This window comes from Cellvibrio sp. PSBB023 (genome assembly GCF_002007605.1).
GTDB lineage: Bacteria > Pseudomonadota > Gammaproteobacteria > Pseudomonadales > Cellvibrionaceae > Cellvibrio.
Map to the genome: position 1 here is coordinate 4024678 of NZ_CP019799.1, position 21357 is coordinate 4046034.

Sequence of the window (21357 nt, forward strand, 5' to 3'; positions counted from 1 at the left end):
TGCATAACACCAGTCGCAGCGCCACAATCCCGATTGAGAAAAGCATCTTGAACGAAATCAGCACCGAAGCACTAGCAGAAAAAGTCATGCACTGGTGCGATCAACTCGCCGCCATCAGCTCGCACCCGGAAAATATCAGCCGATTTTATTTAACGCCAGAGCACAAACGGTGCAACGAATTGGTTGCACAATGGATGCAAGACGCAGGCATGGAGACCTGGGTTGATGCGGCGGGAAATCTTTGTGGTCGTTACGATGGAAAAAATCCTTGCGCAAAAACCTTAATACTTGCTTCGCATTTGGATTCAATTCCCAACGCTGGCGCCTATGACGGGATTCTCGGTGTACTGGTTGCAATCGCTGTCGTGGAGCAGTTCTACCAAAACGATATTACACTGCCCTATGCCATCGATATTATTGGCTTTGGTGATGAAGAAGGCACACGTTTCGGCAGCACCTTATTAGGCAGCCGCGCCGTCGCAGGCACCTGGAATCCCGAGTGGTGGGAGTTAAAAGATCGCAACGGAATCAGTTTAAAACAAGCCTTTATCGATTTTGGTTTGGACCCCGACAATATTCACAGCGCTGCACGCAACCCCGACGACTTACTCGCCTACCTTGAAGTCCATATTGAGCAGGGGCCGGTCTTGGAAAATGAAAACCTGGCGCTCGGTATTGTCACTGCCATCGCCGGTGCGCGTCGTTTTTCGATTGACATAGAAGGCTACGCCGGACACGCCGGGACAGTGCCTATGCCCATGCGCAAAGATGCACTGGTCGGCGCTGCACTGGGTGTTGTGCTGGTAGAAAATATCGCCAACGAATTCGATGTTGTTGCTACTGTCGGAAAAATTGAATGCGGCCCCGGCGCCGTCAATGTCATTCCCGGTCACGCCACATTTACCATTGATATTCGTTCCGGTGATGATCAGCTGCGTGATCAAGCCTTTGCAAAAATCCAGCATGAACTGGATATGATTTGCCTGAATAGAAACCTTGTGGCGCGCTGGACCGAAATTCACAACGCACCAGCAGTAGTCTGCGCGGATTGGATACAAGCATTACAAGCGTCAGTATTGCGCGATATGAATTTACATCCTTACACATTAATGAGCGGCGCCGGTCACGATGCCATGGCCATGGCCGATATTTGTGATGTGGCCATGTACTTTGTGCGCTGCAAAGGGGGGGTGAGTCACCACCCGGATGAATCAGTCACTGTGGATGATGTTGCTCTGGCGATTGATGCGCTCAGCAATACATTACAAAAACTGGCGCAATAATATTTTCTCGCCATAACAATGATTGAATAAAACGATGGGCTAACCGCTATAGGTAAACGCAATGGATAAACACTTTATTACCGCCAATGAACTCTTGTTGGATTCATTCAAATTGGGCGAGCAAATCTACCAGCGCGGTTTTCGTCCGCATTTTATTGTGGGTGTGTGGCGCGGCGGCTCACCCGTGGGCATTGCGGTACAAGAATATTTGGAGTGTGTTGGTGTGCCGACCGATCACATCGCCATTCGCACCTCGTCCTATTACGGCATCGACAAACAAAGCAAAGACATTCGTGTACACGGGTTGGATTACATCGTCAAAAATGTGGATGCGGATCAGGAATTATTAATTGTGGATGATGTGTTCGACTCGGGGCGTTCTATTCAAGCCATCATCAGCGAAATAAAACGCAAGTCCCGTCGCAATACCCCAAATACCATCAAAATTGCCTGCCCCTGGTATAAGCCCTCGCGCAACGTCACCGATTTAAAACCGGATTTTTACGTCCACGCCACCGACCGCTGGCTAGTGTTCCCTCACGAACTTTGCGGATTAACCCCGCAGGAAATTTTGCAAGGCAAAGGCAGCGAAATTGCCGATACCATTGCACGGGCAACGGATACCAAACAGTTTAAGGACGTTTAATTGGCGAGCGTTTTTTCATTATCCTGAGCCACAATACAATTACGCCCGTTTTGTTTTGCCTGATAAAGGCGGCGATCCACGGTGTTAATAAAATCCAGCAGGTTTTCACTTTGCCCCGGTGTAATCGTACCTACTCCGAGGCTGATGCTCAGCAGTTGGCTGATAGGGGATTTTTCGTGTGCGATTTGTAATTTGAAAATCGCTTTGCGGCAGCGCTCGGCGACGGCAGCGGCAGCTTCCTCATTGCTCTCGGGCAATATCAGGACAAATTCTTCACCGCCAAAGCGCGCGACAAAATCCCTGGCGCGCGTGGCAGATTCACTCAGTGCCTGGCTTACGCGTTTCAAGCAGTCATCGCCTTGTAAATGGCCATAGTGATCGTTGTATTGTTTGAAATAGTCGATATCGACCATGATCAGCGACAAGGGGTGGCGATGGCGTTTGGCATTGAGCCATTCCACGTCCATCACTGAATCAAACATGCGCCGGTTGGCAACGCCGGTCAGGCCGTCTTTGAAGGATAATTTTTCCAGTTCTTTTTGCAGGTCAATCAGTTTTTGTTCGGTTTGTTTGCGCTCGCTGATATCAAACATAAAACCAATCAGCGATTCCACTTCGCCCGCCGGGTTGCGCACCACATGCACCACATCGCGAATCCACACGAAGCGGCCATCTTTGGTGAGCGCGCGGTAGTCAGCTTCGTGATCCACTCCGGCTTGGGATTGGCTTACGCAAAAGTTGACCACGCGCTCCCGGTCTTCTTCGTGCATACGCGCTGCCCAGTCCTGTACGCCGACCCAACTGCTCGGTTCCCAACCCAATAGCTGTTCTATTTGCGGGCCAATATAGGAGAAGGTCAGAGTATTCCAATCAATTTTCCAGGGGATGGCCTTGGTGGATTCCAGCAGGGTTTTGTAAACACTCGGGTCGTCGTCCAAGCGGCGGTTCATGGCGTATTTCTCGTGGCGGCTAAATCAACCAATATACGCCTGAAGGAACCTCGCCGCTAATAGAAATCAGCAATGTCACGGCTTTCCTTGCCGGTTATTGGTTCAGCGTGTCGCGGAAGGTTTTGAAAATCCGTGCCGGTTCAGTGGTGCGGCAGACGGTGATGGACGGATAGGTTTTATCCTTTACCAGAGTGCCCGCCGTTTTTGCCTCCAGGTGATTGCGTTTTTTTCCGTCCCAGCGTGTATCCGGCATGCTGTTGTCGGTGGTTTGTTGCCAGGGGGTACTAGTGGTTTGATAGTCCACGCGCAGCGATTGCCTGTCGCCGTGGCACAGCGCTGGCTCCATAGCAATCATGACGGCAAGGGTGTCCCAAAAATAATACTCATTGCTGGCAATAAACCAGTCATTTTTATCCAGCACGGCATCCCAAAATGCGGCTGAGTCTGTTGCAACGGCTTGTTTGAAATCGGCTGCGACCTGAGTGGTTACACGCACGGAATTGGTTACATCCAGGCCGACTAATACCATCGGCAGACCGGCGGCGAACACTTTATCGGCGGCGAGTGGGTCGACAAAAATATTCCATTCCGCCGTGGTGTTGGGGTGACCTTTGGTAAACAGCGGCACAATAATATTGCCCGGTGCATCTACCGTTCCGCCCATAATTACCAGTTGATCAATCTTGCTTTTGTCATTGGGATAACGCTCCAACCATTGGGCGATATTGGTCAGCGGGCCGGTGGCGATCAGCGTGACAGGCTCTTTTGCTGAGGCCAGCGCCGTGTGGATTATGTCGGCGGCGTGTTGGTCGCTGGCGACGCGCGCGCTGGGTTTCAGGGGCACGCCGGAGAGGGTGTCGGAATCTTTGCGCCAGGCTTCAGGAAACACAAAATAACCATCGAGTGGATAGTCGTCGCCACAGGCAACGGGAATGTGTTTATTCAACTTGCCGGATAAATCGATCAGCGCATTGGTGTTATCCAGGCCGGGTTTGCAGTGCGATTCGCCGCTTGCAGAAATGGTCACGGCAATTACATCCGCCTTGGGGTGATGCAATAAATACAGCAGGGCTGCCCAGTCATCAATCGCCATATCGTTATCAAAAATAAGGGGCTTGGCATAGCTGCCCCAACTGGCACTGACAAAAAGCATGGCGAGCAAAAAATGTTTCATCATCATAATCATCGCGAATAAAAAAACGGCACTCGTCAGGCGAGTGCCGTGTACGTGAGGTTATTTCACTGAGGGTGTGGTGTGTTGATAGTTGTCCCAACCGCGCAGCAGTTCTTGCACTACGCGATTGCCCAAACCATAGGCGGCTTCAATCGCGGGCAAACCTTTATCCGGGTAGGGCGCGGTGGTGCTCCAGGCAGCGGTTTTACCCGGTGGCGGGAAGCTGAAATTACTCACGGTGCGCAATACCAATACGCGCTCGGTATCCACCAATTTTGCTTTCGCCAAACGATGCAGCGCAGTGAGGCTGCCGTTATCTTCCATATTGGTGGTCATAAAATTGCTGTCTTTGCCGGCATGCAAATGCATCCAGTCATTGGCCCAAGTATTTAATAATTCGCCGTGCCAGTAAGTGCTGGAGCCGATAGTGTCGCCAATGGTGACAAAGGGTGCGCGCAGCGCGTTGGGAAAGCCTTGGTATTGTTCGCGAAATTGTTTCATCGCGGGTGTGTCGGCAACCGGGTGATCTTTGGTGAGTTGGTAAGCCCAATCAACCAGTGTCGGATTCAAGTGGTACACAATGGTATCCACAGTCCAACCGGTGGATTCCTGATTGGGTTCTTTAGCGCCCAGCGGGATCAATCCGTATTTCCAATCTTTGGGAATTTCGCGGCCATCGATTTCATACAATAAATCGCCATCCACCACGTGTTTTGCCCATACGCCGGTGCCCAGTGATACGTCTAATGGGTCGCCACCACCAATGCCGGCAATGACCCAATAGGCTTTGGATAAATCAAAGCGCGGGTCGGTGCCCAGCGCCATAATCGATGCGGTAGCGTTGGTAACGCCCCCTCCGGTGCATATCGCCAGTATGCCTGCCTCATTCATGTGCAAATCATAGGCGCCGAGTGGAAAGGGAAATTGTTTGTTCAGCTTCTGGCGTTCAATCCAGAGTTGATATTCACCCGCTTCATCCCCGGTGACATCGCCATTTTCAAACATGCTCACTACAACCACTTTCACTGGAATCGCTGCATTTTTTGCGGGTGTAGCCGCATTAGCGCCGGTTGCGAACAGCATAGTGGCGATGATGAGCAATGCTCGCCCCGGAAAATTAAATAACCACTTTTGTAAAACCAACATACATAACCTCGATAAAAAGCCATCAAAAAAATAACTGCAAGGCTTCGGTACATACCGCAGCCTGCAGATGTTGGTAATAATGCAAATTGCTGACCAATCGGACAGATAAAAAGAAAAGAATTGTTAGTGGGTTAAATGGAACCTATTTGTAACCACCACGTAAATAGCGGTGAAATGCCAGGTTCACCCAAATCGCCTCAGGTGTTACCGACCATGCCGGGTTGAGTTGTTGAATCGCCTTTACCAGCGCGGGCGCCTGTGCCGGGAGTGCTAACAGCAGTGCCGTTTCCTTGCCATTGCTTACAGCAATTTGCGTCGCGCTGGCAAAACCTTCTGCGGCCGTGTGGCTGCGATAAAAGGGTTGCCACCAGGCGCCGCGAATTAAACCGGTTTGATTCGCACTTTCTTTTTTGGCGTAGCGATCAATCGCGGCAACAAAACGGGTTTTGTCGGCTGCAGAGGGAAATTCAAAATGCAAATCGTATTCGCTGGCTTCAACCAGTCGACGCTGATTACCCAACTCAATCAGTGATTGGCTCAGTGTGCCCCAGTCATCGCGGTATAAAAATGCCGATGTTTTGCGCGAAAGCCCAACGCGCGCCTGCAAACCTTCACTGGCCAAGAGTGCCAGTAATTGCTGCGCATGTTGTATATCGCTGTGCCCATAAATCAAGTGGCGTTCAGTGGCAAATAAGGGCCAGGGCGTGGTGACCAGGTTATAACCGGTAGCAATTCCCTGCGCGATTAGCTGGCGCAATTCCAGTGCAAAGGATGAGGGTGCTACGGCACTGCTGTTGTACCACTGGGTCGCAATACGTTGATACAGCGATGCTTCATTCAGCTGCCCCAAATACGCCGAATCGTGGCGTGAGTAGTGGACGATAAAATCGCGCAGCGCTTGCTCACCATCATTAAGCGGTGCACCAATCAATTCCAACACTGCGGCTGCTTGTAATTCCGGCAGTGACAGTTGTTCTTCATTTGCCAGCGAGCTGATTGCCAAGGCTTTGGTGCGACTAAAGGTTGTTGCCAGTTCGCTGTAGCCCAACTGCGTTACTGCCTGTTGGTAGAGCTTGCTACTTGTCGCTTTATCGACAGGTGCTTTTGCATAACTGCCCATTGCCCATAACGCGGCACTCATCAACAGGCAGCGAGTGAGAAGTTTGTGGTATTGGTGTAAAAACATAAAAATCCTGCGTTATCAAATGGTCATAAAAAAGCCCGCAAAAGCGGGCAAACTACTACAGAGGAGAACAACATGAAAAAGGTAAAACAACAGGGTTCAGTTACAAAAATTTCAGCAAGTGCAATGAAAATTTTGCCGCTTCGCGCGCGGCAATCGGGCCGAGACGAAGGTAATCATCATTGGGCGCCTCTTGGGCAACATTGCTACCGGAACGCACAATCAAATAAGGGACTCCCAGGGTTTGGCAGACATGACCCAGTGGTGCAGATTCCATTTCCATAATGTCAGTTTTAAATCTGTTGCGCAGTGAATCAATACGCGCCTGGGTAACACCAAATAAATCAGATGATGCCACAACACCGTAGCGCACCTTGTTTTTGTAAGTGCTGCCATTGGCGGTAACGGTTTGCGCTTCATAGCTATCCATCGCCTGCTGTGCAATAGCCAAAAGAGATGGCGTTGGTTTAAATTCATTTTCAACTTCTTTGCCATCATCCGGACTATTCATGGGGCGATAGACCATGTCATTTTTAGTAAGGCTGCCGTAATCATGCTCATAAGTGTGGGTAGCAACAATCACATCGCCAGTACGCAATTGTTGGTTAATGCGTGCCCCCGTACCTGTCATCAATACCAAACGCGGTTTGAATTCTTTAATAAACAAAGTGGTGGTCATGCCGGTATAGGTTTTGCCAATACCAGTGATGGCAATTACCACCGGTTTACCATGCAATTTCCCTTGCCAATAAGGAATTCCCCACAGGGATTTTTTCTCTGGATTTTCCAGCGCATTGGTGAGCACAGGAATTTCCTGGGGAACCGCGCCCAGAATAACAATGGTATCTGTTGCCTCATAATAAGCAGGTTTTTCTTGTGCAAAACTATTGCTGGTTATGGCGCAGCAGAGGGCGATAAAACCCAGCGCGCGAACAAAAATGGTCATCATATTTCTCTCAATAAATTAATGTGTTAAGGCGGAAGCCAAATAATGGTTTAACCGGGTGAGGTAAGTATTTTTCTCTTGTTCTGGCAGCCATGCCACGCGAAAGGCATTGCCAACCAGCGTGGCAATTTCCTCATTACTGAAGTTGCCTTCACGCTGTAACTCAACCAAATTTTCATTCAGGTAAGCGCGAAAATAGGCTGGATCATCAGAGTTAATGGTGGCGAGCATGCCTTTGTCGAGCATGCGACGAATCTCGGCAGAGGTCAGCGACTGCACGACAAAACGGTTGGATACAGGGCACACTGTCAACCCCAGGCCGCGGGCTTTTATCGCGTCGCAGAGCGCATCGCTTTCCAGCGAATTAACACCGTGATCAATACGATCAACTTCTATGTCATCCAGACACTGGCCGATATGCAGTAAGGTGTTCTGTTGATTCACATCGCAGTGCATGGTGAGTTTTAAGCCCATCTCCCGCGCTTTTTTAAACACCGCTGCAAACTTGACTGGCGGGTTATTTTTTTCATCGGAATCCAGGCCAACACCCACCAACCATGCGCGATAGGGTTCTGCCATCAACAAGTGTTCCATGGCCGACTCCGCGCTCATATCGCGCAGGAAACACATAATCAATTGGCTTTTAACGCCGAGCTTTGATTCGGCATCTTCCTGGGCGGCGCGAATCCCGCGAATCACTACACCAAAATCGACCCCTCGACTGGTGTGCGCTTGCGGGTCAAAAAATAATTCTGCATAAACGGTATTTTGGCTATAAGCCTTGCTCAGGTAATTCCAGGTGAGCTGATAAAAATCAGCCTCATCCTGCAGGACTTTCATCGCCCCATAATAAATCGTTAAAAAAGAGGGCAGGTCATAAAAGTCATAGGCAGCGACCAATTCCTCTGGTGTCGCATAGCCCAGTTCAACATTATTTTTGCGCGCCAGAGCAAAGCTCAACTCTGGCTCAAGGGTTCCCTCAAGGTGCACATGTAACTCGGCTTTAGGCATATTTTCGATAAAGGTTTGCATCGGCGACTCCACTGCATAAACTGCAATCAATCAAGGTTGTCTGTATATCTCTCATCGCTACAGCAAGTTCTGTTCCTGATTTACACCAACCCTTTAATTTACTGACCAAAAGGACAGGAAATTAAAAATCCTGACCAAATGGTGCTGCAACTGTGCACCACTTTGTCTCTTGCAATGAGCCTGCTGCGCAAATAGTGTTCATTTTTGTCGGCACTTGCTCTGCGTGGCTCACTGCAAAAAATGCAGCCCACTGTGTTTTGCCGGGGGTATGCAATGCCTCGCGCAAGGAGCAAAAAGCAGAGGGGATGGCGATGGTGGCGAATAGCAAAAACTGCCCGAATTACAGGCTTGATTGAAAAATAATCACCCAGATTGAAAGGCAATTATTTTTAATAATGGCTATTGACTCAGTCCGCCCGAGCGGGTTTAATGTGCGCCTCTTGCAGCACAGCGCAAGCGACACGCCCAGATAGCTCAGTCGGTAGAGCAGTGGATTGAAAATCCTCGTGTCCCTGGTTCGATTCCGGGTCTGGGCACCATATTTAAAACCCGAAGTTCGCAAGAGCTTCGGGTTTTTTATTATGCTTTTCTTTTTCTGTCGTTTGCGCACCAACTTCCGGGTGTAATCTCATGACCAACAACGATATTTTGCGTCGCTTGCGTTTTATTTTTGATTTCAGCGATTCCCAGATGATGGCGTTATTTGCCTCTGGCGGCTTTAATGCGTCGCGCGAGTTGGTGAGCAATTGGTTGAAGACAGATGACAAGCCGGATTTTAAAGCCTTGCGCGATGTGCATTTGGCGATTTTCTTAAACGGTTTGATCAATAAAAAGCGCGGTAAGCGCGAGGGGGAACAGCCGGAACTGGAGAAAAAGCTCAATAACAATATTATCTTTCGCAAATTAAAAATTGCGCTGGATTATAAAGATGAGCAGATATTGGAAACCATGGTCCTGGCGGGTTTTCCGCTGAGTAAACATGAGTTGAGCGCATTTTTCCGCAAGCCTGGCCATCAGAATTATCGCGAGTGTCAATCGCAGGTCTTGCGTAACTTTTTAAAAGGGTTGCAAGTTAAATTGCGTGGTGCGGCGGTTGATGTGAGCGAAACCGGCGCGTGATAGTGCTGTTGTAATGGAATCCGCCCGGACGGCGGTAGTAACAGGAGGATGTTGTGTTGAATGTCGACTCTACCGGGTCAGTGATTGATCGCCCTGAGCCTGCACCGGCGCAAGTGCGGGCACCCGCCTTGGATGTGTTGCGCGGTGTGGCGGTGCTGGGCATTTTGCTGGTCAATATTTATTCCTTTGCCTTGCCGGAAGTGATGCGTCTTGAGCCTGCATTGTTGCCGCACTACAGTGCCGTTGAGCAGTTTTGTTGGTATCTCATTTATTGTTTTGTCGATTCAAAATTCATTGCCCTGTTGAGCCTGGCCTTTGGAGCCAGTCTGTGGTTATTTGCGGCAGATAAACAATCACTCCCCGAGTCCGAACTCAATCATTTGCAGTGGCGTCGCAGCATGTCGTTATTGCTGTTCGGTGCCGCCCATGCCTATTTGTTGTGGGATGGTGATGTGCTGGTGACCTATGCGCTGTTCAGTTTTGTAGTGTGGCGTTGGCGGCAGAGGAGTGATCGCCAATTAATACTGGCGGCGATCATTGCGTTTGCGCTTCAGGTCCTACTCTATGGCGGGATGTTTTGGTTGCCGGCCGAGGTTTGGCAAGAGCTGAGCTATCTGTTTGATGAGGCGGCCTTGGCGGAGGAGGTTGCGCATTACCAGCAAGGCTGGTGGGAGCAGGCGCCGCGCCGGTTTTCCGATGCGCTAGGCATGCAGCTGATTAGCCTGTTTGGCGGTTGGTTTTCCTGCTCGATGATGTTGCTCGGGGTGGTGCTGGTGCGACGCGGTTATTTTTCAGCGCAACCACCCGAAGAGGCGACACCCGTGTTGATCTTAGCCCTGTTGGTCGGCGCCTTCCTGATGTTGGCGGCGCTGCTGAGCAATCGTGTTCAGGGCTTTTCATCCCAGTATGCGCTGACCCTGGGGATGCAACTGCATATGTTTGCCAGTGGTGTGTTGTCCATTGCTTATGGGTTGCTGATTGCGCGCTGGGCGCGTTCGACGGTAGCTGTAGCGGGGCGTGTGGTGTTGGCGGCAGTCGGGCGAATGGCCTTGAGCATTTACATCATGCAGACCCTGATTTTTACCGGCATTTTCTACGGATATGGCCTTGGTTGGTACGGCCAATTAGCGCTGTCGTCGCTGTTGCTGTTAGTTGCATTTGTCTGGGTGTTCCTGTGTGCTTTTGCGGTGCTGTGGCTGCGCTATTTTTACGTTGGGCCGCTGGAGTGGTTGTGGCGCTGCTTCGTGTATCAGCGGGTGCAACCATTTCGACGCGCCTGCTAGCTTTGGTTCTAAGGCGAGGGTTCTCTCATGAAAATCCTGTCCTAGCGCGTTGCTTTGCTGGATTACACTTTAAAGGTGTCCGAGAACTCCTCCGGTGAATGGCTCATGCGCACATTTATTCGACATCCCACATCAATTCCTATTCAGGTCTGCGCCGGGGGCGATGAAAGCGCTCGCGTGCGGGTGCGCAACCTCAGCGCTGGCGGTTTGTGTTTTATTACCGACAAGCCGGTCAAGGTGGGGACACGGGTGGAATTTGATATTCCCATTACCAGTCCCGATTACCACGGCAGTGGTGTTATTGTGTGGCGGCGCGAGCAGGGACCGGATAGTTATGAGGTGGGCGTTCGTTTCACCAGTGATGATGAGTTTTTCCGCACGCGCATGGTGGAGCAGGTCTGCCAGATTGAGGATTATCGCCAGCGCTTAGCCCTTAAGGGGCGCAACCTGACCAGTGAGGAAGCGGCGTTGGAGTGGATTGCGCGCTATTCGGCGCAGTTTGACCAGCCGGGCATTCACTGATCATTTCACCGTAAGCAGAACCCCATAAAAAAACCGGCGCTGGCCGGTTTTTTTATGGGCATTTGTGGCTGCCGTATCAATCGTGTTTGTGATGGAACGGGGCAAACCAACAAATGAGGAATGATGGAATTGTCGCTGCCATCACAAAGATAAAATAACCTACATAGCCCATCGCCTGTTGCAGCACGCCGCTGACCATGCCCGTGAGCATCATACACAGCCCCATAAGCGCGGTACCAAAGGCGTAGTGAGTGGTGGCGTATTTGCCCGGTGCCAATTGCTGCATCAGGTAAATCATGAAGCCCACAGAGCCAATACCAAAAAAGAATTGCTCGATAACAACGCCCGCGCTAATCAGCAAGTGGCTTTCAGGCTGGTAAAACGCCATCAGCAAAAAGGTGATGTTGGGAATATTGACGCAGAAGCAGAGTGGGAAAAGGGCTTTTTGCAGACCTTTTTTGGCGACATAGGCGCCGCCAATCAGCGAGCCAATCAGCAGTGCAATCAGGCCAAATGTGCCGTAGATAATGCCGAATTCCTGATTGGTTAAGGCGAGCCCGCCATTTTCGACAGAGTCCTTCATAAACAGCATGCTGGGTGCATTCAAAAAGCCGAAGCTGATGCGGAACAGCAGGGCAAAGCCAATCATCAGCCAAATGCCTTGTTTCTGGAAAAAGGTAACAAAGGCATCGATCAGGGTTTTGATGGCTTCGGCCGGGGTTTTGGGGGTGTTTTCAGCGCGCGCACCATCGGGCATGACGCGCCAGTGCCAAGCGGCCATCAACAGCATGAGTACGCCGAGCAAGCCGAAGACGATCTGCCAGGATTTGATCCATTCCGGGCCGGATACATGAGGGTCAAGGCCAAAATAATGTTCGTGCAGGACGCCGCTGAGCACGACCATCACGCTCATCATCGCCAGCTTGCCCAGGTTCCAGCTCAGGCTTTGCCAGCCGCAGTAAAGTGCTTGTGACTTGGAATCCAGCGCCGTGACATAAACCCCGTCGGTGGTGATGTCTTGTGAGGAGCCAATAAATGAAAGTACCCAGAAAAACAGCAGCATCAGGGTGATGTAATTGGGCAGGTTCATCACCAGTGCGACACCGATAAAGCCTACCCCCAGCAATACCTGGCAGAGCAGTACAAAAAACTTTTTGGTTTTGTACATTTCCAGAAAGGCGGCAAAAAAGGGTTTGATGGTATAGGCAAGACCCAGGGCGCTGGCATAGGCCGCGGCGCTGGCGTTATCCATGCCGAGGTTGCTGAACATTACTACCGCCGCGGCGGTGAGCATGTTGTAGGTCAGTGCCATCGTAAAATAGCCGGAGGGCACCCAGAGTAAGGGGTGTTTGGTCGCAGGGGCAGAACTCATAGGAAAATTCCTGATGTTTTTGCTGTTATTGTCTGTGATAACAACCGCCTTTTGCTGTGTAAGGCTTATTGGGTGTTACTCACTGCCTCTGGTTTTATTGTTAGCGGCTTAATCCTTGCCGTGTGCAGTCTTTCATCGCGCTCTTGGAACAGAGGCCACGCGGGGTGACCTCTGTGATCTCTCTCACCTGATCAAGCGGTTGATGCTGCTAGGTGTTACATTTTTAAGACGATTTTTTTAGGCTGATCGATGGATCAGTCAGGCTTATTTGCCTGCTTTGTAAGTCTCGGCAGCTTTCAGGATTTCAGCGCGTGCTTCTTCCAGGTCGCCCCAGCCCGCTACTTTTACCCACTTGCCTTTTTCGAGGTCTTTGTAGTGTTCAAAGAAGTGCTCGATTTGCTTCAGGGTGATTTCCGGCAAGTCTTGCAGGGTTTTCACATTGCTGTAAATAGTGGTGAGCTTATCGTGCGGTACGGCGACGATTTTGGCATCTTCACCGGCTTCGTCGGTCATTTTCAGCACGCCCAGCGGGCGGCAGCGAATTACTGAACCGGCTTGCACTGGCTGTGGGAATACTACGAGTACGTCGGCCGCATCGCCATCGCCACACAAGGTGTTAGGGATGTAGCCGTAGTTGCAAGGGTAGTACATGGCGGTGCTGACCAAGCGATCAACAAACAGCGCATTGCTGTCTTTGTCGATCTCGTACTTGATACCGGAATTCATAGGGATTTCGATAACTACGTTAAAGTCATCGGGCAGGCTTTTGCCCGCAGGGACAAGTTCAAAACTCATGGTGCGTTCCTGACGTCGATTGATAAAAAACTCACGGGTGAATAAAGCATTCGTTGTCTTGATAGGCGGCGGATTCTACCACAACACAAAGATGACGATAGCGATTGCAACAGCGGCCGCTGCCATCAGTACCATCCAGGCCTGCCGTCTCCCCGTGTGATCGACCGGCTCGATGCGGTTGCCGGGTGATGTGGGGCGGGTTTTCCAGCGTTTGGGTTCACTGCTGGGCAGTTTGCGCTCGACGGGTTTCAGGGCGTCGATGGGTTTGCGCAAGCGGGTTTTGGTCTCTTCCAGATCTGGCGCCACAATGCGAAAGGTATAGACATCCAGACGCAAGCGATCGCCATTGTTGGCGGTGGCATTGTCGATTCGCAGTTCATTAAGGAAAGTGCCGTTGGCCGAGCCAAGGTCTTTGATACGCAGGTGGTTGCCTTCGATGCTGATTTCGGTGTGACGGCGTGAGAGGTGAGTGCCGGGGATAACAATATCGCACTGGCTGCCGCGCCCAATCACCATGCTGCGCTCCGGCAGCAGGATAAACTGTTTACCCGCGAGCCAACTGCTGTCAGACACCAGGCGCCAGGGCAATGCATAGGCATCTTTGGGGCGATCGGCGAGGCTGCGGGGGTCGAGAACGATGATTTCGCTGCGCCCGAGTTTGATAATATCGCCGGGTAAAATTTCGCGTTGGGTGATGCGCTGGCCATTCACAAAGCAACCCTGCTGGCTATTGTTGTCCTTGAGGTAGTACTTATTGTTTTCCTGCAGGATTTTGGCGTGGTATTTGTCGACCTCCGGGTCATCCATCACCAGATGGTTATCGCTGGCGCTACCTAAGGCGAATAGCTTCTCAACGACCCACACCGGAGGCTGGCGATTATCCTTGAAATGGAGTTTAAGCATCGAGGGTTCCGTTTTGTCGCCTTATTCATCCTTTTTAAGCAAGAATGTGTCAGGATTTTGTCTATTTTGACGCCGGTGGGTGATCTGAATGACATTACCACCGAATTCTATTAACTCAATACCCAAAGGGCAAACTTATGACTGATATTGCAGCCTCATCCACGCCTGAACCGACGATTCCGGTAGCAGGCAACCGGGTGGTGATCCATTACTGCAACCTGTGTCGCTGGATGCTGCGCTCCGCCTGGCTGGCGCAGGAACTGCTCAGCACCTTCGACGGCGAGCTGGATGAGGTGGCGCTGCACCCGGGAACCGGTGGCGTATTCCATGTGTGGCTTAACGGTGAGCTGGTGTGGGACCGGGTACGCGATGGCGGTTTTCCCGAGGCCAAGGAACTAAAGCAGCGTGTGCGCGATCTACTTTGTCCTGATCGCTCCCTTGGGCACAGCGACGGCCATAAAAAATGACTGACTTTTGTAATAAATCCCCTTGGTAAAAAACGCTTGATGGCCTTTTTACTGTTTTAGCCGGGGGTGGCTGGCATAATGGCGCCACCCTGTGGCTGGCAGCACTGGTCACCCTTCCTGAAGGATTCAACTCCACCGGACTATTTCATGCAGACATTGTTACGTTTTCACTGGTATCTCAATCGTTTCTATCGCGCACTGGTTATCAATCGTCCTTATCACGTATTTACCGGCTTGGTGGTGTTGACCATAGTGGCTGCCTTTGGCATGACCAATTTCAAACTGGATGCCTCGGCCGATTCGCTGACACTGGAGAACGATACATCCATCGATTATTTGCGTGAAATTTCCAAGCGCTACCAAAGTGGCGATTTCCTGGTGCTGACCTACACACCCAAAGCGGATATTTTTTCGGACGAGTCCATCAATACCCTGAAGCAATTGCACGATGAACTGGCCAGTGTCGATGGCGTGGCCAGTGTCTACTCCATGATTGATGTGCCGCTGCTATACAGCCCCATGCGCTCACTGGCGGAGCAAAAAGAATCGACCCGCACCCTGCTGACACCGGGCGTGGACCGCGCCATGGTGAAGCAGGAGTTTTTAACCAGTCCTATCTACCGCGACATGTTGCTCAGTCCCGATGGCACTACCTCGGCAATCCTGCTCAACCTCAAGGTCAATAACCAATACATCGAAATGGCGCGTCACCGCGATGCGCTGCGCTTGAAGGCAAAAAATGAAACGCTGAGCGCGGCAGAAGCGCGCGAGTTAGCGCGTGTGTCGGCGGAGTTTTTGGACTACCGCACCGCCACTGCCGCACAGGATGCGGCCCGTGTGGAAATCGTGCGCGGCATAGTGGCGAAATATCAGGATCGCGCGCAAATATTCCTCGGCGGCGTGAGCATGATCACCACCGATATGATTTCCTACATCAAAAGTGATTTGGTGGTATTCGGTGCGGCACTGCTGGCGTTCATGATATTTATGTTGGCATTCCTCTTCCGCCAGTGGCGATTCGTGGTGCTGCCACTGACTGCGTGTTTAATGTCGGTCACCCTGATGCTCGGTTGGTTGAGCTGGATTGATTGGCGCCTCACGGTGATTTCATCTAACTTTGTAGCATTGCTATTAATCATGGTGTTTGCTTTCACGATTTATGTGGTGGTGCGCTATCGCGAATTGCACGCGATTGATCCGGATCTGGAACAGTCGGATCTGGTGATGCAAACCGTGCGCGATATGGCGATTCCCTGTTTCTATTCTGCACTGACCACCATAGTCGCCTTTATGTCGTTGGTGATGAGTGGCATTCGCCCTGTCATCGATTTTGGTTGGATGATGACCATCGGCCTGGTAGTGGGTTTTATTCTGGTGTTTGTGGTGTTGCCGGCGGGATTAATGATTCTGCCCAAGGGCGAGCCTAAAGATCGCGGCGATAATTCCGCGGCACTCACCGTGCGTTTTTCCAAATTGGCCGAATTTCACGGCGGCAAAATACTGTGGGTTTCTCTGTTGGCCGTTGTGCTGAGTGTATGGGGAATCAGTAAACTCGAAGTGGAAAACCGCTTCGTAGACTATTTCAAAAGCGACAGTGAAATTCACCAGGGCTTGAGTGTTATTGATCGCCAACTGGGTGGTACTGTCACCTTGGATATTATTCTCGATGCCGATAAAAACACGATTGATATTGCAGAGACCTCATCAGCAGATGACGAAGATCCCTTTGCGGAAGTACAGGGCGATGACGTAGCTGCAGAAGCCTTTGATGAAGACGATCCCTTCGCCGATATGGGTGAAGATGATGCCTTTGCCGATGGCACCACAACAGCCAAGGCACCGCCCAGTTATTGGTTTAGTGTTGCCGGGTTGGATCAAATTAAAAAATTACACACCTTCCTCGAGTCACTGCCGGAAGTGGGCAAGGTGCAGTCACTGGCCACTGTCTACCAATTGGCGCACGACATTAATAAAGGCAAGCTCAATGACTTTGAGCTGAATGTGCTGCGCAGCATGTTGTCCGATGACATTAAGGATTTCCTTATCAACCCTTATTTGGTGGATGACGTACAGCAAACGCGCATCACCTTGCGTGTTATTGAAACCACGCCGGATTTAAAGCGCGCCGAGTTGGTTGAGCGCATTCGCAACTATGCGTTAACGGAAGGTGGGTTTAAACCGGAGCAGGTACACTTCACCGGCATGTTGGTGCTGTATAACAATATGCTGCAAAGTTTATTTGCCTCGCAAATTTCTACCATCGGTGTGGTGTTTGTATCCATTATGTTGATGATGATGGTGCTCTTCCGCTCATTCAAAATTGCCTTCATCGCTATTCTGCCCAACATCATCGCCGCAAGTACTGTGTTGGGCGCAATGGGGTTGGTCGGTATTCCATTGGATATGATGACTACCACTATCGCCGCGATTGTGGTGGGCGTGGGGGTGGATCAGGCGATTCAGTACTTCTATCGCTTCCGCACGGAATTTTCGTATGATCAAAATTATGTTGAGGCCATGCACCGCTCGCATGCATCCATTGGGCGCGCTATGTATTACACATCAGTGACGATTGTGGTCGGCTTCTCGATTCTGATGTTGTCGGAGTTTATTCCCTCGATTTATTTTGGTTTGCTCACCGCATTTGCGATGTTGATGGCCGTCATTGGCTCACTCACGCTGCTGCCTAAACTGATCCTAATGCTAAAACCTTTCGGGCCGGGTAAATAGTGAATGCATTAACTGCAAACAAATAAAAAGGGGGCGCGAATTTCGCGCCCCCTTTTTATTTGGTGTGTGTGTTTTCATTCATGTTGTATTTTTTGTCGTCAAAGATTACTACCAATGCATCAGCGCTTTTAGTTGTGGCGCTAAATCTTTTGCCATAGCGGCGTGTTGTGCTTTGGTGGGGTGAGCATCCTGAACATCGCCCGGATAGTGATTGGAGATCAGTTGATGCACTCGTGCATTGTTTACCCGCGAAATGGTTTCCCGCAGGTAGTCGATGAGTGCAGCTTTTTTCTCACCATTCAAAATAGCGCCATCAGTCAGTGCGATTTGTGCGTGAGGGTGATTGTGCAATAGCGTGTTAATCAGTGCGACATAAGCTGTCACATACGCTTCTCGCGCTGGAATTCCCTGACTGAAATCATTAGTGCCTATGGCGATGACAATCAGATCCGGCTGATAACTCTTGTGGTCCCAGCGCACAGCAGTGTTGTTCTCGCCAAGGGCGAATTCATAAAAGTCCGGCAGATTGGCGTCGTCCGTTTTGCCGTTCCAGCTGCGCACTAAACCGCGCCCGCCCCAGCACACCAGGTGCACTTGCGCGTTTAGCGCGTTGGCCGTGAGCATGCCGTAGGATTCCCGCGCATTCCACCAGTGAGTATTTTTTTCTTCGCCGGGCACGCGGTCTATGGCCTCGCCGCAGGTCACGGAATCACCCATTACTAATAATTTGCGTTGCGGTAGTGCGGGGGCAGGTAAAAATCTATCGCCCGTTAATGTCAGTTGTTTCAGGCTCACACTGCCGTGCCAATTTTCCGAGCGATGAATAATCTCCACCGTGTGCTTGCCGGATACAGGGAAATTAAATAATTCAACGGTTTGTTGCTGCTGGCCCAGTTTGACCTGGGTGATGTGTTGATGATCCACAACAATATCGATCCAGGAATTGCCCGAGGAGCTTTGCATATCAGCGGTGAGTGTACGGCCAATGACTTGGGTGCTGAAACTGACACCGGGAAAACCAAAACGATAACTCTGGTCGGCATCAATGTGCGTGCGCCCCATAATGCTGAGCGGCGCTTGGGTGGCTGGCAGGCTAATCACATTTGTGTCCTGTTGTGAATCTTGGGCGAATTGTTGGGAGTGGGTTGGTGTACAGCCATGGATGATCAGGGCGGCTAAAAAATAAAATAAGGCGTGAACGTATTTCATGGTGCTACCTGTCGCTGGTGATGCCAGTAGTCTGTGGGTAGTGGGTGTAGCGCTTGCCCACAGGCAAGCGCACCGGATTTATTGCAGCAAGTGTTTGATGTCTGGCAGCATGGCATCCGCCCAGACTTGATAACCTTTAGGGGTTGGATGCAGAAAATCTGCCATTATCTCTGTGGAGATGCTGCCGTCTTTTTGCAGCAGGGGCGCGCCGTAGTTTTTAAAGAAAATCCGTTTGTCGTCACCCAGCTTGGCGATAATAGCGTTAACTTTTTTTACCTTGGCGCGCTCGGTTGCGTCAGCCTTTTCTTTAAACGGCAATACACCATTCAGCAAAATTTTGCTGTTGGGCCAGGCCAGTTGCAGTTGCGTGACAACCGCTGTGACACTCGCGGCAACTTGCTCCGGTGTTTCGTTGTAGAGTGCAAAGTTGTTCACGCCAATTAACAAGACAATCAGTTTGGGCTGCAGTTGTCCTATGGCGCCATGTTGTAAACGCCAGAGCACATTGGCCGTACCATCGCCACCAATACCAAAGTTGGCGGCATTTAAGGGTTTGAAATGTTTTTCCCAAAGTTGCCAATCCCAGCCAGCGGTAATGGAATCGCCAACAAAGAGCACATCTACCTGATCGTGTTCGGCGATTAACACATCTTCGGCGTGCATCCTGTCCCAGGTGGCAACGGTCATCCACGGATAGTCCATTGTGCGCTTGGCGGGAATGGTGCCCCCAGAGGGCGACTCCGGTGAGAGTGCATGACTCAGGTGGCAAATGGCGCCCAGTGCAAGAGCACAGGCAATACGAGGTAATGAAAAAGAGCGTGAATGCATAACAAAAAATTCCTGCAGTAGAGTTAAACATCACCATCATCGTTGTTGCTTGATGTGGCATAGGTAACGCAGGCTGTGTGTTTTTATGAAGATCGCGCTTGCTGCGCGTTTTATTGTGAACATTTGTCAATCAATCTTATCGAGAGCGACAAACGTTTTTTTTAATTTCTCAAGCTTAGTCGTTCATTGTGCATATTCAAACTTTGCACGCCAGCAATATTTAATATCAGATCCAGCAATTCATCCCAAGGCTCGGCGTTGCGCATGCCTTTTACGGCTTTGTCGATACCATTGGCTTTGCGCAACAATTGTTGCAACTGCGCGGGTTTTAAGCGGCGCAGCGCACTCTGGATTAAGGGCTGCCGCTTGTCCCATACCCCGGCTTGTTTTGCGGCCCATTCAAAATGTTTGCCCTGTGCTACCGCTTGGGATATTTGAATCAAGGCGCGAATTTCGCGAGTGATGGCCCACAGCACATTAATCGGCTCGGTGCCTTCGGTTTTTAAGCCTTGCAGCGTGCGTACCGCGGCGCGTGCATCGCCGTGCAGGGCTTTGTCTGTCAAGCCAAATACATCGTAACGTGCGCTGTCGGCCACAACGGAAGCCATCAATTCATAGCTGATGCGATTGTCAGTGGCGAGTAATTTTAATTTTTCAATTTCCTGCGCGGCGGCGAGCAGGTTGCCTTCAATACGTGAGGCGAGTAAATCAATTGCATCGCTGTCGGCGTGTAAGCCGGATTGCTGCAAGCGCACGCCAATCCAGCGCGGTAATTGTGCAGGTGTTACAGGCCAGACTTGAATGTGTTGGCCGGCATCTTCAATCGCTTTAAACCATTTACTTTTTTGCGTGGCGCCATCGAGTTTTTCGGTGACGATCAGCAATAAATTATCCGGCGCGGGCGATTGCGCGTACTCCTGCAGAATCTTGCCGCCCTTGTCGCCTGGCTTACCGGTTGGCATGCGCACTTCGATAATTTTTTTCTCGGCAAAAAGCGAGAGGCTGTTGGCGGCGGCGAGCAATTGCCCCCAATCAAAACTGGTATCGACGTGGTACAGCTCGCGCTCGCTGAAACCATTTTTGCGCGCGGCGGCGCGAATCTGGTCGCAGCACTCCTGAATTAATAGCGGCTCATCACCGGACACCAAATAAATGGATGCCAATTGCTTGGTGAGTGCAGCCGATAATTGTTCAGGGCGCAGTTTAGGCATAGTTATTGAGCAGCGGGTGCAGGTGATACAGCCGGTGCTTTGTGCGCGAGGCTTTTGGTGCGACGCAGAATGGACTGCGCCAACTCGCGACGCATTTCCTGCAATATTAACTCTTCTTCCTGCGCGGCACTGTTGGCGTTGTTGACGTTGTAGTCATAACTGCGTGACAGGCTCGCTCTGGTGTTGCGTGGGGTAATGACGCCATTGTCATTGCTGACACTGTAGTCAATGCTCAGGATAATTTCGTAGGCGCTGGTCAAGGCATCGCTACCCACACCGGCGGTACGCTTATCCATTTTTTCCTGCCCGAGCATCAAACGCAGTGAATTGGCTGTCGCACTTTTTTGTTCGTTGATCCGGTAGGCGGGCAGCGCCTGACGAACGGCGTCCATCAGCGGTGTATGATCATCGTCGGTCACAATCACCAAATCCAGTGGTGCGGTCATGGCCAGCTTATCGCCACCGGCACTGGAGCCGCGCAAGTGCCAACCGCAAGCGGAGAGAGTGAGCATTAATAAACCGGCGATAACTTTTTTCATAACAATCTCTTTAGTGCCC

20 protein-coding genes and 1 tRNA gene are annotated in these 21357 nt (G+C 50.9%); 8 read left to right on the top strand and 13 right to left on the bottom strand.

Features of this window, described 5'->3' with window-relative positions:
• Positions 1–47 precede the first annotated feature (47 nt).
• Both B0D95_RS17285 and B0D95_RS17290 read left to right on the top strand, forming a co-directional pair.
• Positions 48–1283: an allantoate amidohydrolase gene (locus tag B0D95_RS17285; protein ID WP_246841646.1), complete on the top strand. Its 1236-nt coding sequence runs from the start codon at positions 48–50 to the stop codon at positions 1281–1283.
• A gap of 61 nt (positions 1284–1344) precedes the next feature.
• The gene (locus B0D95_RS17290; RefSeq protein ID WP_078045063.1) at positions 1345–1929 is read left to right on the top strand and encodes a phosphoribosyltransferase; all 585 of its coding nucleotides are present in this window, start codon (positions 1345–1347) and stop codon (positions 1927–1929) included.
• Here B0D95_RS17290 and B0D95_RS17295 read toward each other — a convergent pair.
• From B0D95_RS17295 to add, 6 genes are all read right to left on the bottom strand, one after another.
• Positions 1926–2879 carry a sensor domain-containing diguanylate cyclase gene (locus B0D95_RS17295; RefSeq protein ID WP_078045064.1) on the bottom strand — a complete coding sequence of 318 codons (954 nt, stop codon included), beginning with the start codon at positions 2877–2879 and terminating at the stop codon, positions 1926–1928. The two genes, B0D95_RS17290 and B0D95_RS17295, sit on opposite strands and share 4 nt — an antisense overlap.
• Before the next feature lie 94 nt (positions 2880–2973).
• Positions 2974–4059 (bottom strand): nucleoside hydrolase, encoded by a 1086-nt coding sequence (locus B0D95_RS17300; RefSeq protein ID WP_168172475.1) that lies wholly within the window; start codon positions 4057–4059, stop codon positions 2974–2976.
• Positions 4060–4113: 54 nt separating this feature from the next.
• Positions 4114–5199, bottom strand: coding sequence for a purine nucleoside permease (locus B0D95_RS17305; protein WP_078045066.1), 1086 nt, complete (start codon positions 5197–5199; stop codon positions 4114–4116).
• Positions 5200–5341: 142 nt separating this feature from the next.
• Positions 5342–6385 carry a hypothetical protein gene (locus B0D95_RS17310; protein WP_078045067.1) on the bottom strand — a complete coding sequence of 348 codons (1044 nt, stop codon included), beginning with the start codon at positions 6383–6385 and terminating at the stop codon, positions 5342–5344.
• A 100-nt stretch (positions 6386–6485) separates the two neighbouring features.
• The gene (gene mtnN, locus B0D95_RS17315; RefSeq protein WP_078045068.1) at positions 6486–7331 is read right to left on the bottom strand and encodes a 5'-methylthioadenosine/S-adenosylhomocysteine nucleosidase; all 846 of its coding nucleotides are present in this window, start codon (positions 7329–7331) and stop codon (positions 6486–6488) included.
• 15 nt (positions 7332–7346) lie between these two features.
• Positions 7347–8360: an adenosine deaminase gene (gene add / locus B0D95_RS17320; protein WP_078045069.1), complete on the bottom strand. Its 1014-nt coding sequence runs from the start codon at positions 8358–8360 to the stop codon at positions 7347–7349.
• 463 nt (positions 8361–8823) lie between these two features.
• Here add and B0D95_RS17330 point away from each other — a divergent pair.
• From B0D95_RS17330 to B0D95_RS17345, 4 genes are all read left to right on the top strand, one after another.
• Positions 8824–8899 (top strand) — tRNA-Phe (locus B0D95_RS17330).
• 91 nt (positions 8900–8990) lie between these two features.
• Entirely contained in the window at positions 8991–9479 is a 489-nt protein-coding gene (locus B0D95_RS17335) for a DUF1456 family protein (protein ID WP_078045071.1), read from the top strand.
• A 53-nt stretch (positions 9480–9532) separates the two neighbouring features.
• Positions 9533–10762, top strand: a complete 1230-nt coding sequence (locus B0D95_RS17340) for a DUF418 domain-containing protein (protein ID WP_078045072.1) — start codon at positions 9533–9535, stop codon at positions 10760–10762.
• Positions 10763–10867: 105 nt separating this feature from the next.
• Positions 10868–11284 (top strand): PilZ domain-containing protein, encoded by a 417-nt coding sequence (locus B0D95_RS17345; RefSeq protein WP_078045073.1) that lies wholly within the window; start codon positions 10868–10870, stop codon positions 11282–11284.
• A 76-nt stretch (positions 11285–11360) separates the two neighbouring features.
• On the opposite strand, the gene B0D95_RS17350 is transcribed toward B0D95_RS17345, so the two are convergent.
• From B0D95_RS17350 to B0D95_RS17360, 3 genes are all read right to left on the bottom strand, one after another.
• Entirely contained in the window at positions 11361–12656 is a 1296-nt protein-coding gene (locus tag B0D95_RS17350; protein WP_078045074.1) for an MFS transporter, read from the bottom strand.
• 264 nt (positions 12657–12920) lie between these two features.
• Positions 12921–13451 carry an inorganic diphosphatase gene (gene ppa / locus B0D95_RS17355; RefSeq protein ID WP_078045075.1) on the bottom strand — a complete coding sequence of 177 codons (531 nt, stop codon included), beginning with the start codon at positions 13449–13451 and terminating at the stop codon, positions 12921–12923.
• 75 nt (positions 13452–13526) lie between these two features.
• Entirely contained in the window at positions 13527–14354 is an 828-nt protein-coding gene (locus B0D95_RS17360; protein ID WP_078045076.1) for an FHA domain-containing protein, read from the bottom strand.
• Positions 14355–14491: 137 nt separating this feature from the next.
• On the opposite strand from B0D95_RS17360, the gene B0D95_RS17365 reads away from it, so the two are divergent.
• On the top strand, positions 14492–14821 hold the full coding sequence (locus B0D95_RS17365; protein WP_078045077.1) for a SelT/SelW/SelH family protein: 330 nt from the start codon (positions 14492–14494) through the stop codon (positions 14819–14821).
• A gap of 147 nt (positions 14822–14968) precedes the next feature.
• Positions 14969–17551, top strand: a complete 2583-nt coding sequence (locus B0D95_RS17370; RefSeq protein ID WP_078045815.1) for an RND family transporter — start codon at positions 14969–14971, stop codon at positions 17549–17551.
• A gap of 108 nt (positions 17552–17659) precedes the next feature.
• On the opposite strand, the gene axe2C is transcribed toward B0D95_RS17370, so the two are convergent.
• The 4 genes from axe2C to lptE form a co-directional block, all read right to left on the bottom strand.
• Complete coding sequence (gene axe2C, locus B0D95_RS17375; protein ID WP_078045078.1) at positions 17660–18760, bottom strand: bifunctional acetylxylan esterase/glucomannan deacetylase AxeC2; 1101 nt, start codon at positions 18758–18760, stop codon at positions 17660–17662.
• 78 nt (positions 18761–18838) lie between these two features.
• Complete coding sequence (locus B0D95_RS17380; protein WP_246841648.1) at positions 18839–19588, bottom strand: GDSL-type esterase/lipase family protein; 750 nt, start codon at positions 19586–19588, stop codon at positions 18839–18841.
• Positions 19589–19749: 161 nt separating this feature from the next.
• Positions 19750–20799, bottom strand: a complete 1050-nt coding sequence (gene holA / locus B0D95_RS17385; protein WP_078045079.1) for a DNA polymerase III subunit delta — start codon at positions 20797–20799, stop codon at positions 19750–19752.
• Positions 20800–20801: 2 nt separating this feature from the next.
• On the bottom strand, positions 20802–21338 hold the full coding sequence (gene lptE / locus B0D95_RS17390) for an LPS assembly lipoprotein LptE (RefSeq protein WP_078045080.1): 537 nt from the start codon (positions 21336–21338) through the stop codon (positions 20802–20804).
• Positions 21339–21357 lie beyond the last annotated feature (19 nt).

Bases quoted from the DNA above. Each gene is read 5' to 3' on its own strand.
- B0D95_RS17290 (WP_078045063.1), top strand. From the start codon at position 1,345: ATGGATAAACACTTTATTACCGCCAATGAACTCTTGTTGGATTCATTC.
- B0D95_RS17295 (WP_078045064.1), bottom strand. From the start codon at position 2,879: ATGAACCGCCGCTTGGACGACGACCCGAGTGTTTACAAAACCCTGCTG.
- B0D95_RS17300 (WP_168172475.1), bottom strand. From the start codon at position 4,059: ATGATGATGAAACATTTTTTGCTCGCCATGCTTTTTGTCAGTGCCAGT.
- B0D95_RS17305 (WP_078045066.1), bottom strand. From the start codon at position 5,199: ATGTTGGTTTTACAAAAGTGGTTATTTAATTTTCCGGGGCGAGCATTG.
- B0D95_RS17310 (WP_078045067.1), bottom strand. From the start codon at position 6,385: ATGTTTTTACACCAATACCACAAACTTCTCACTCGCTGCCTGTTGATG.
- mtnN (WP_078045068.1), bottom strand. From the start codon at position 7,331: ATGATGACCATTTTTGTTCGCGCGCTGGGTTTTATCGCCCTCTGCTGC.
- add (WP_078045069.1), bottom strand. From the start codon at position 8,360: ATGCAAACCTTTATCGAAAATATGCCTAAAGCCGAGTTACATGTGCAC.
- B0D95_RS17335 (WP_078045071.1), top strand. From the start codon at position 8,991: ATGACCAACAACGATATTTTGCGTCGCTTGCGTTTTATTTTTGATTTC.
- B0D95_RS17345 (WP_078045073.1), top strand. From the start codon at position 10,868: ATGCGCACATTTATTCGACATCCCACATCAATTCCTATTCAGGTCTGC.
- B0D95_RS17350 (WP_078045074.1), bottom strand. From the start codon at position 12,656: ATGAGTTCTGCCCCTGCGACCAAACACCCCTTACTCTGGGTGCCCTCC.
- ppa (WP_078045075.1), bottom strand. From the start codon at position 13,451: ATGAGTTTTGAACTTGTCCCTGCGGGCAAAAGCCTGCCCGATGACTTT.
- B0D95_RS17360 (WP_078045076.1), bottom strand. From the start codon at position 14,354: ATGCTTAAACTCCATTTCAAGGATAATCGCCAGCCTCCGGTGTGGGTC.
- B0D95_RS17365 (WP_078045077.1), top strand. From the start codon at position 14,492: ATGACTGATATTGCAGCCTCATCCACGCCTGAACCGACGATTCCGGTA.
- B0D95_RS17370 (WP_078045815.1), top strand. From the start codon at position 14,969: ATGCAGACATTGTTACGTTTTCACTGGTATCTCAATCGTTTCTATCGC.
- axe2C (WP_078045078.1), bottom strand. From the start codon at position 18,760: ATGAAATACGTTCACGCCTTATTTTATTTTTTAGCCGCCCTGATCATC.
- B0D95_RS17380 (WP_246841648.1), bottom strand. From the start codon at position 19,588: ATGCATTCACGCTCTTTTTCATTACCTCGTATTGCCTGTGCTCTTGCA.
- holA (WP_078045079.1), bottom strand. From the start codon at position 20,799: ATGCCTAAACTGCGCCCTGAACAATTATCGGCTGCACTCACCAAGCAA.
- lptE (WP_078045080.1), bottom strand. From the start codon at position 21,338: ATGAAAAAAGTTATCGCCGGTTTATTAATGCTCACTCTCTCCGCTTGC.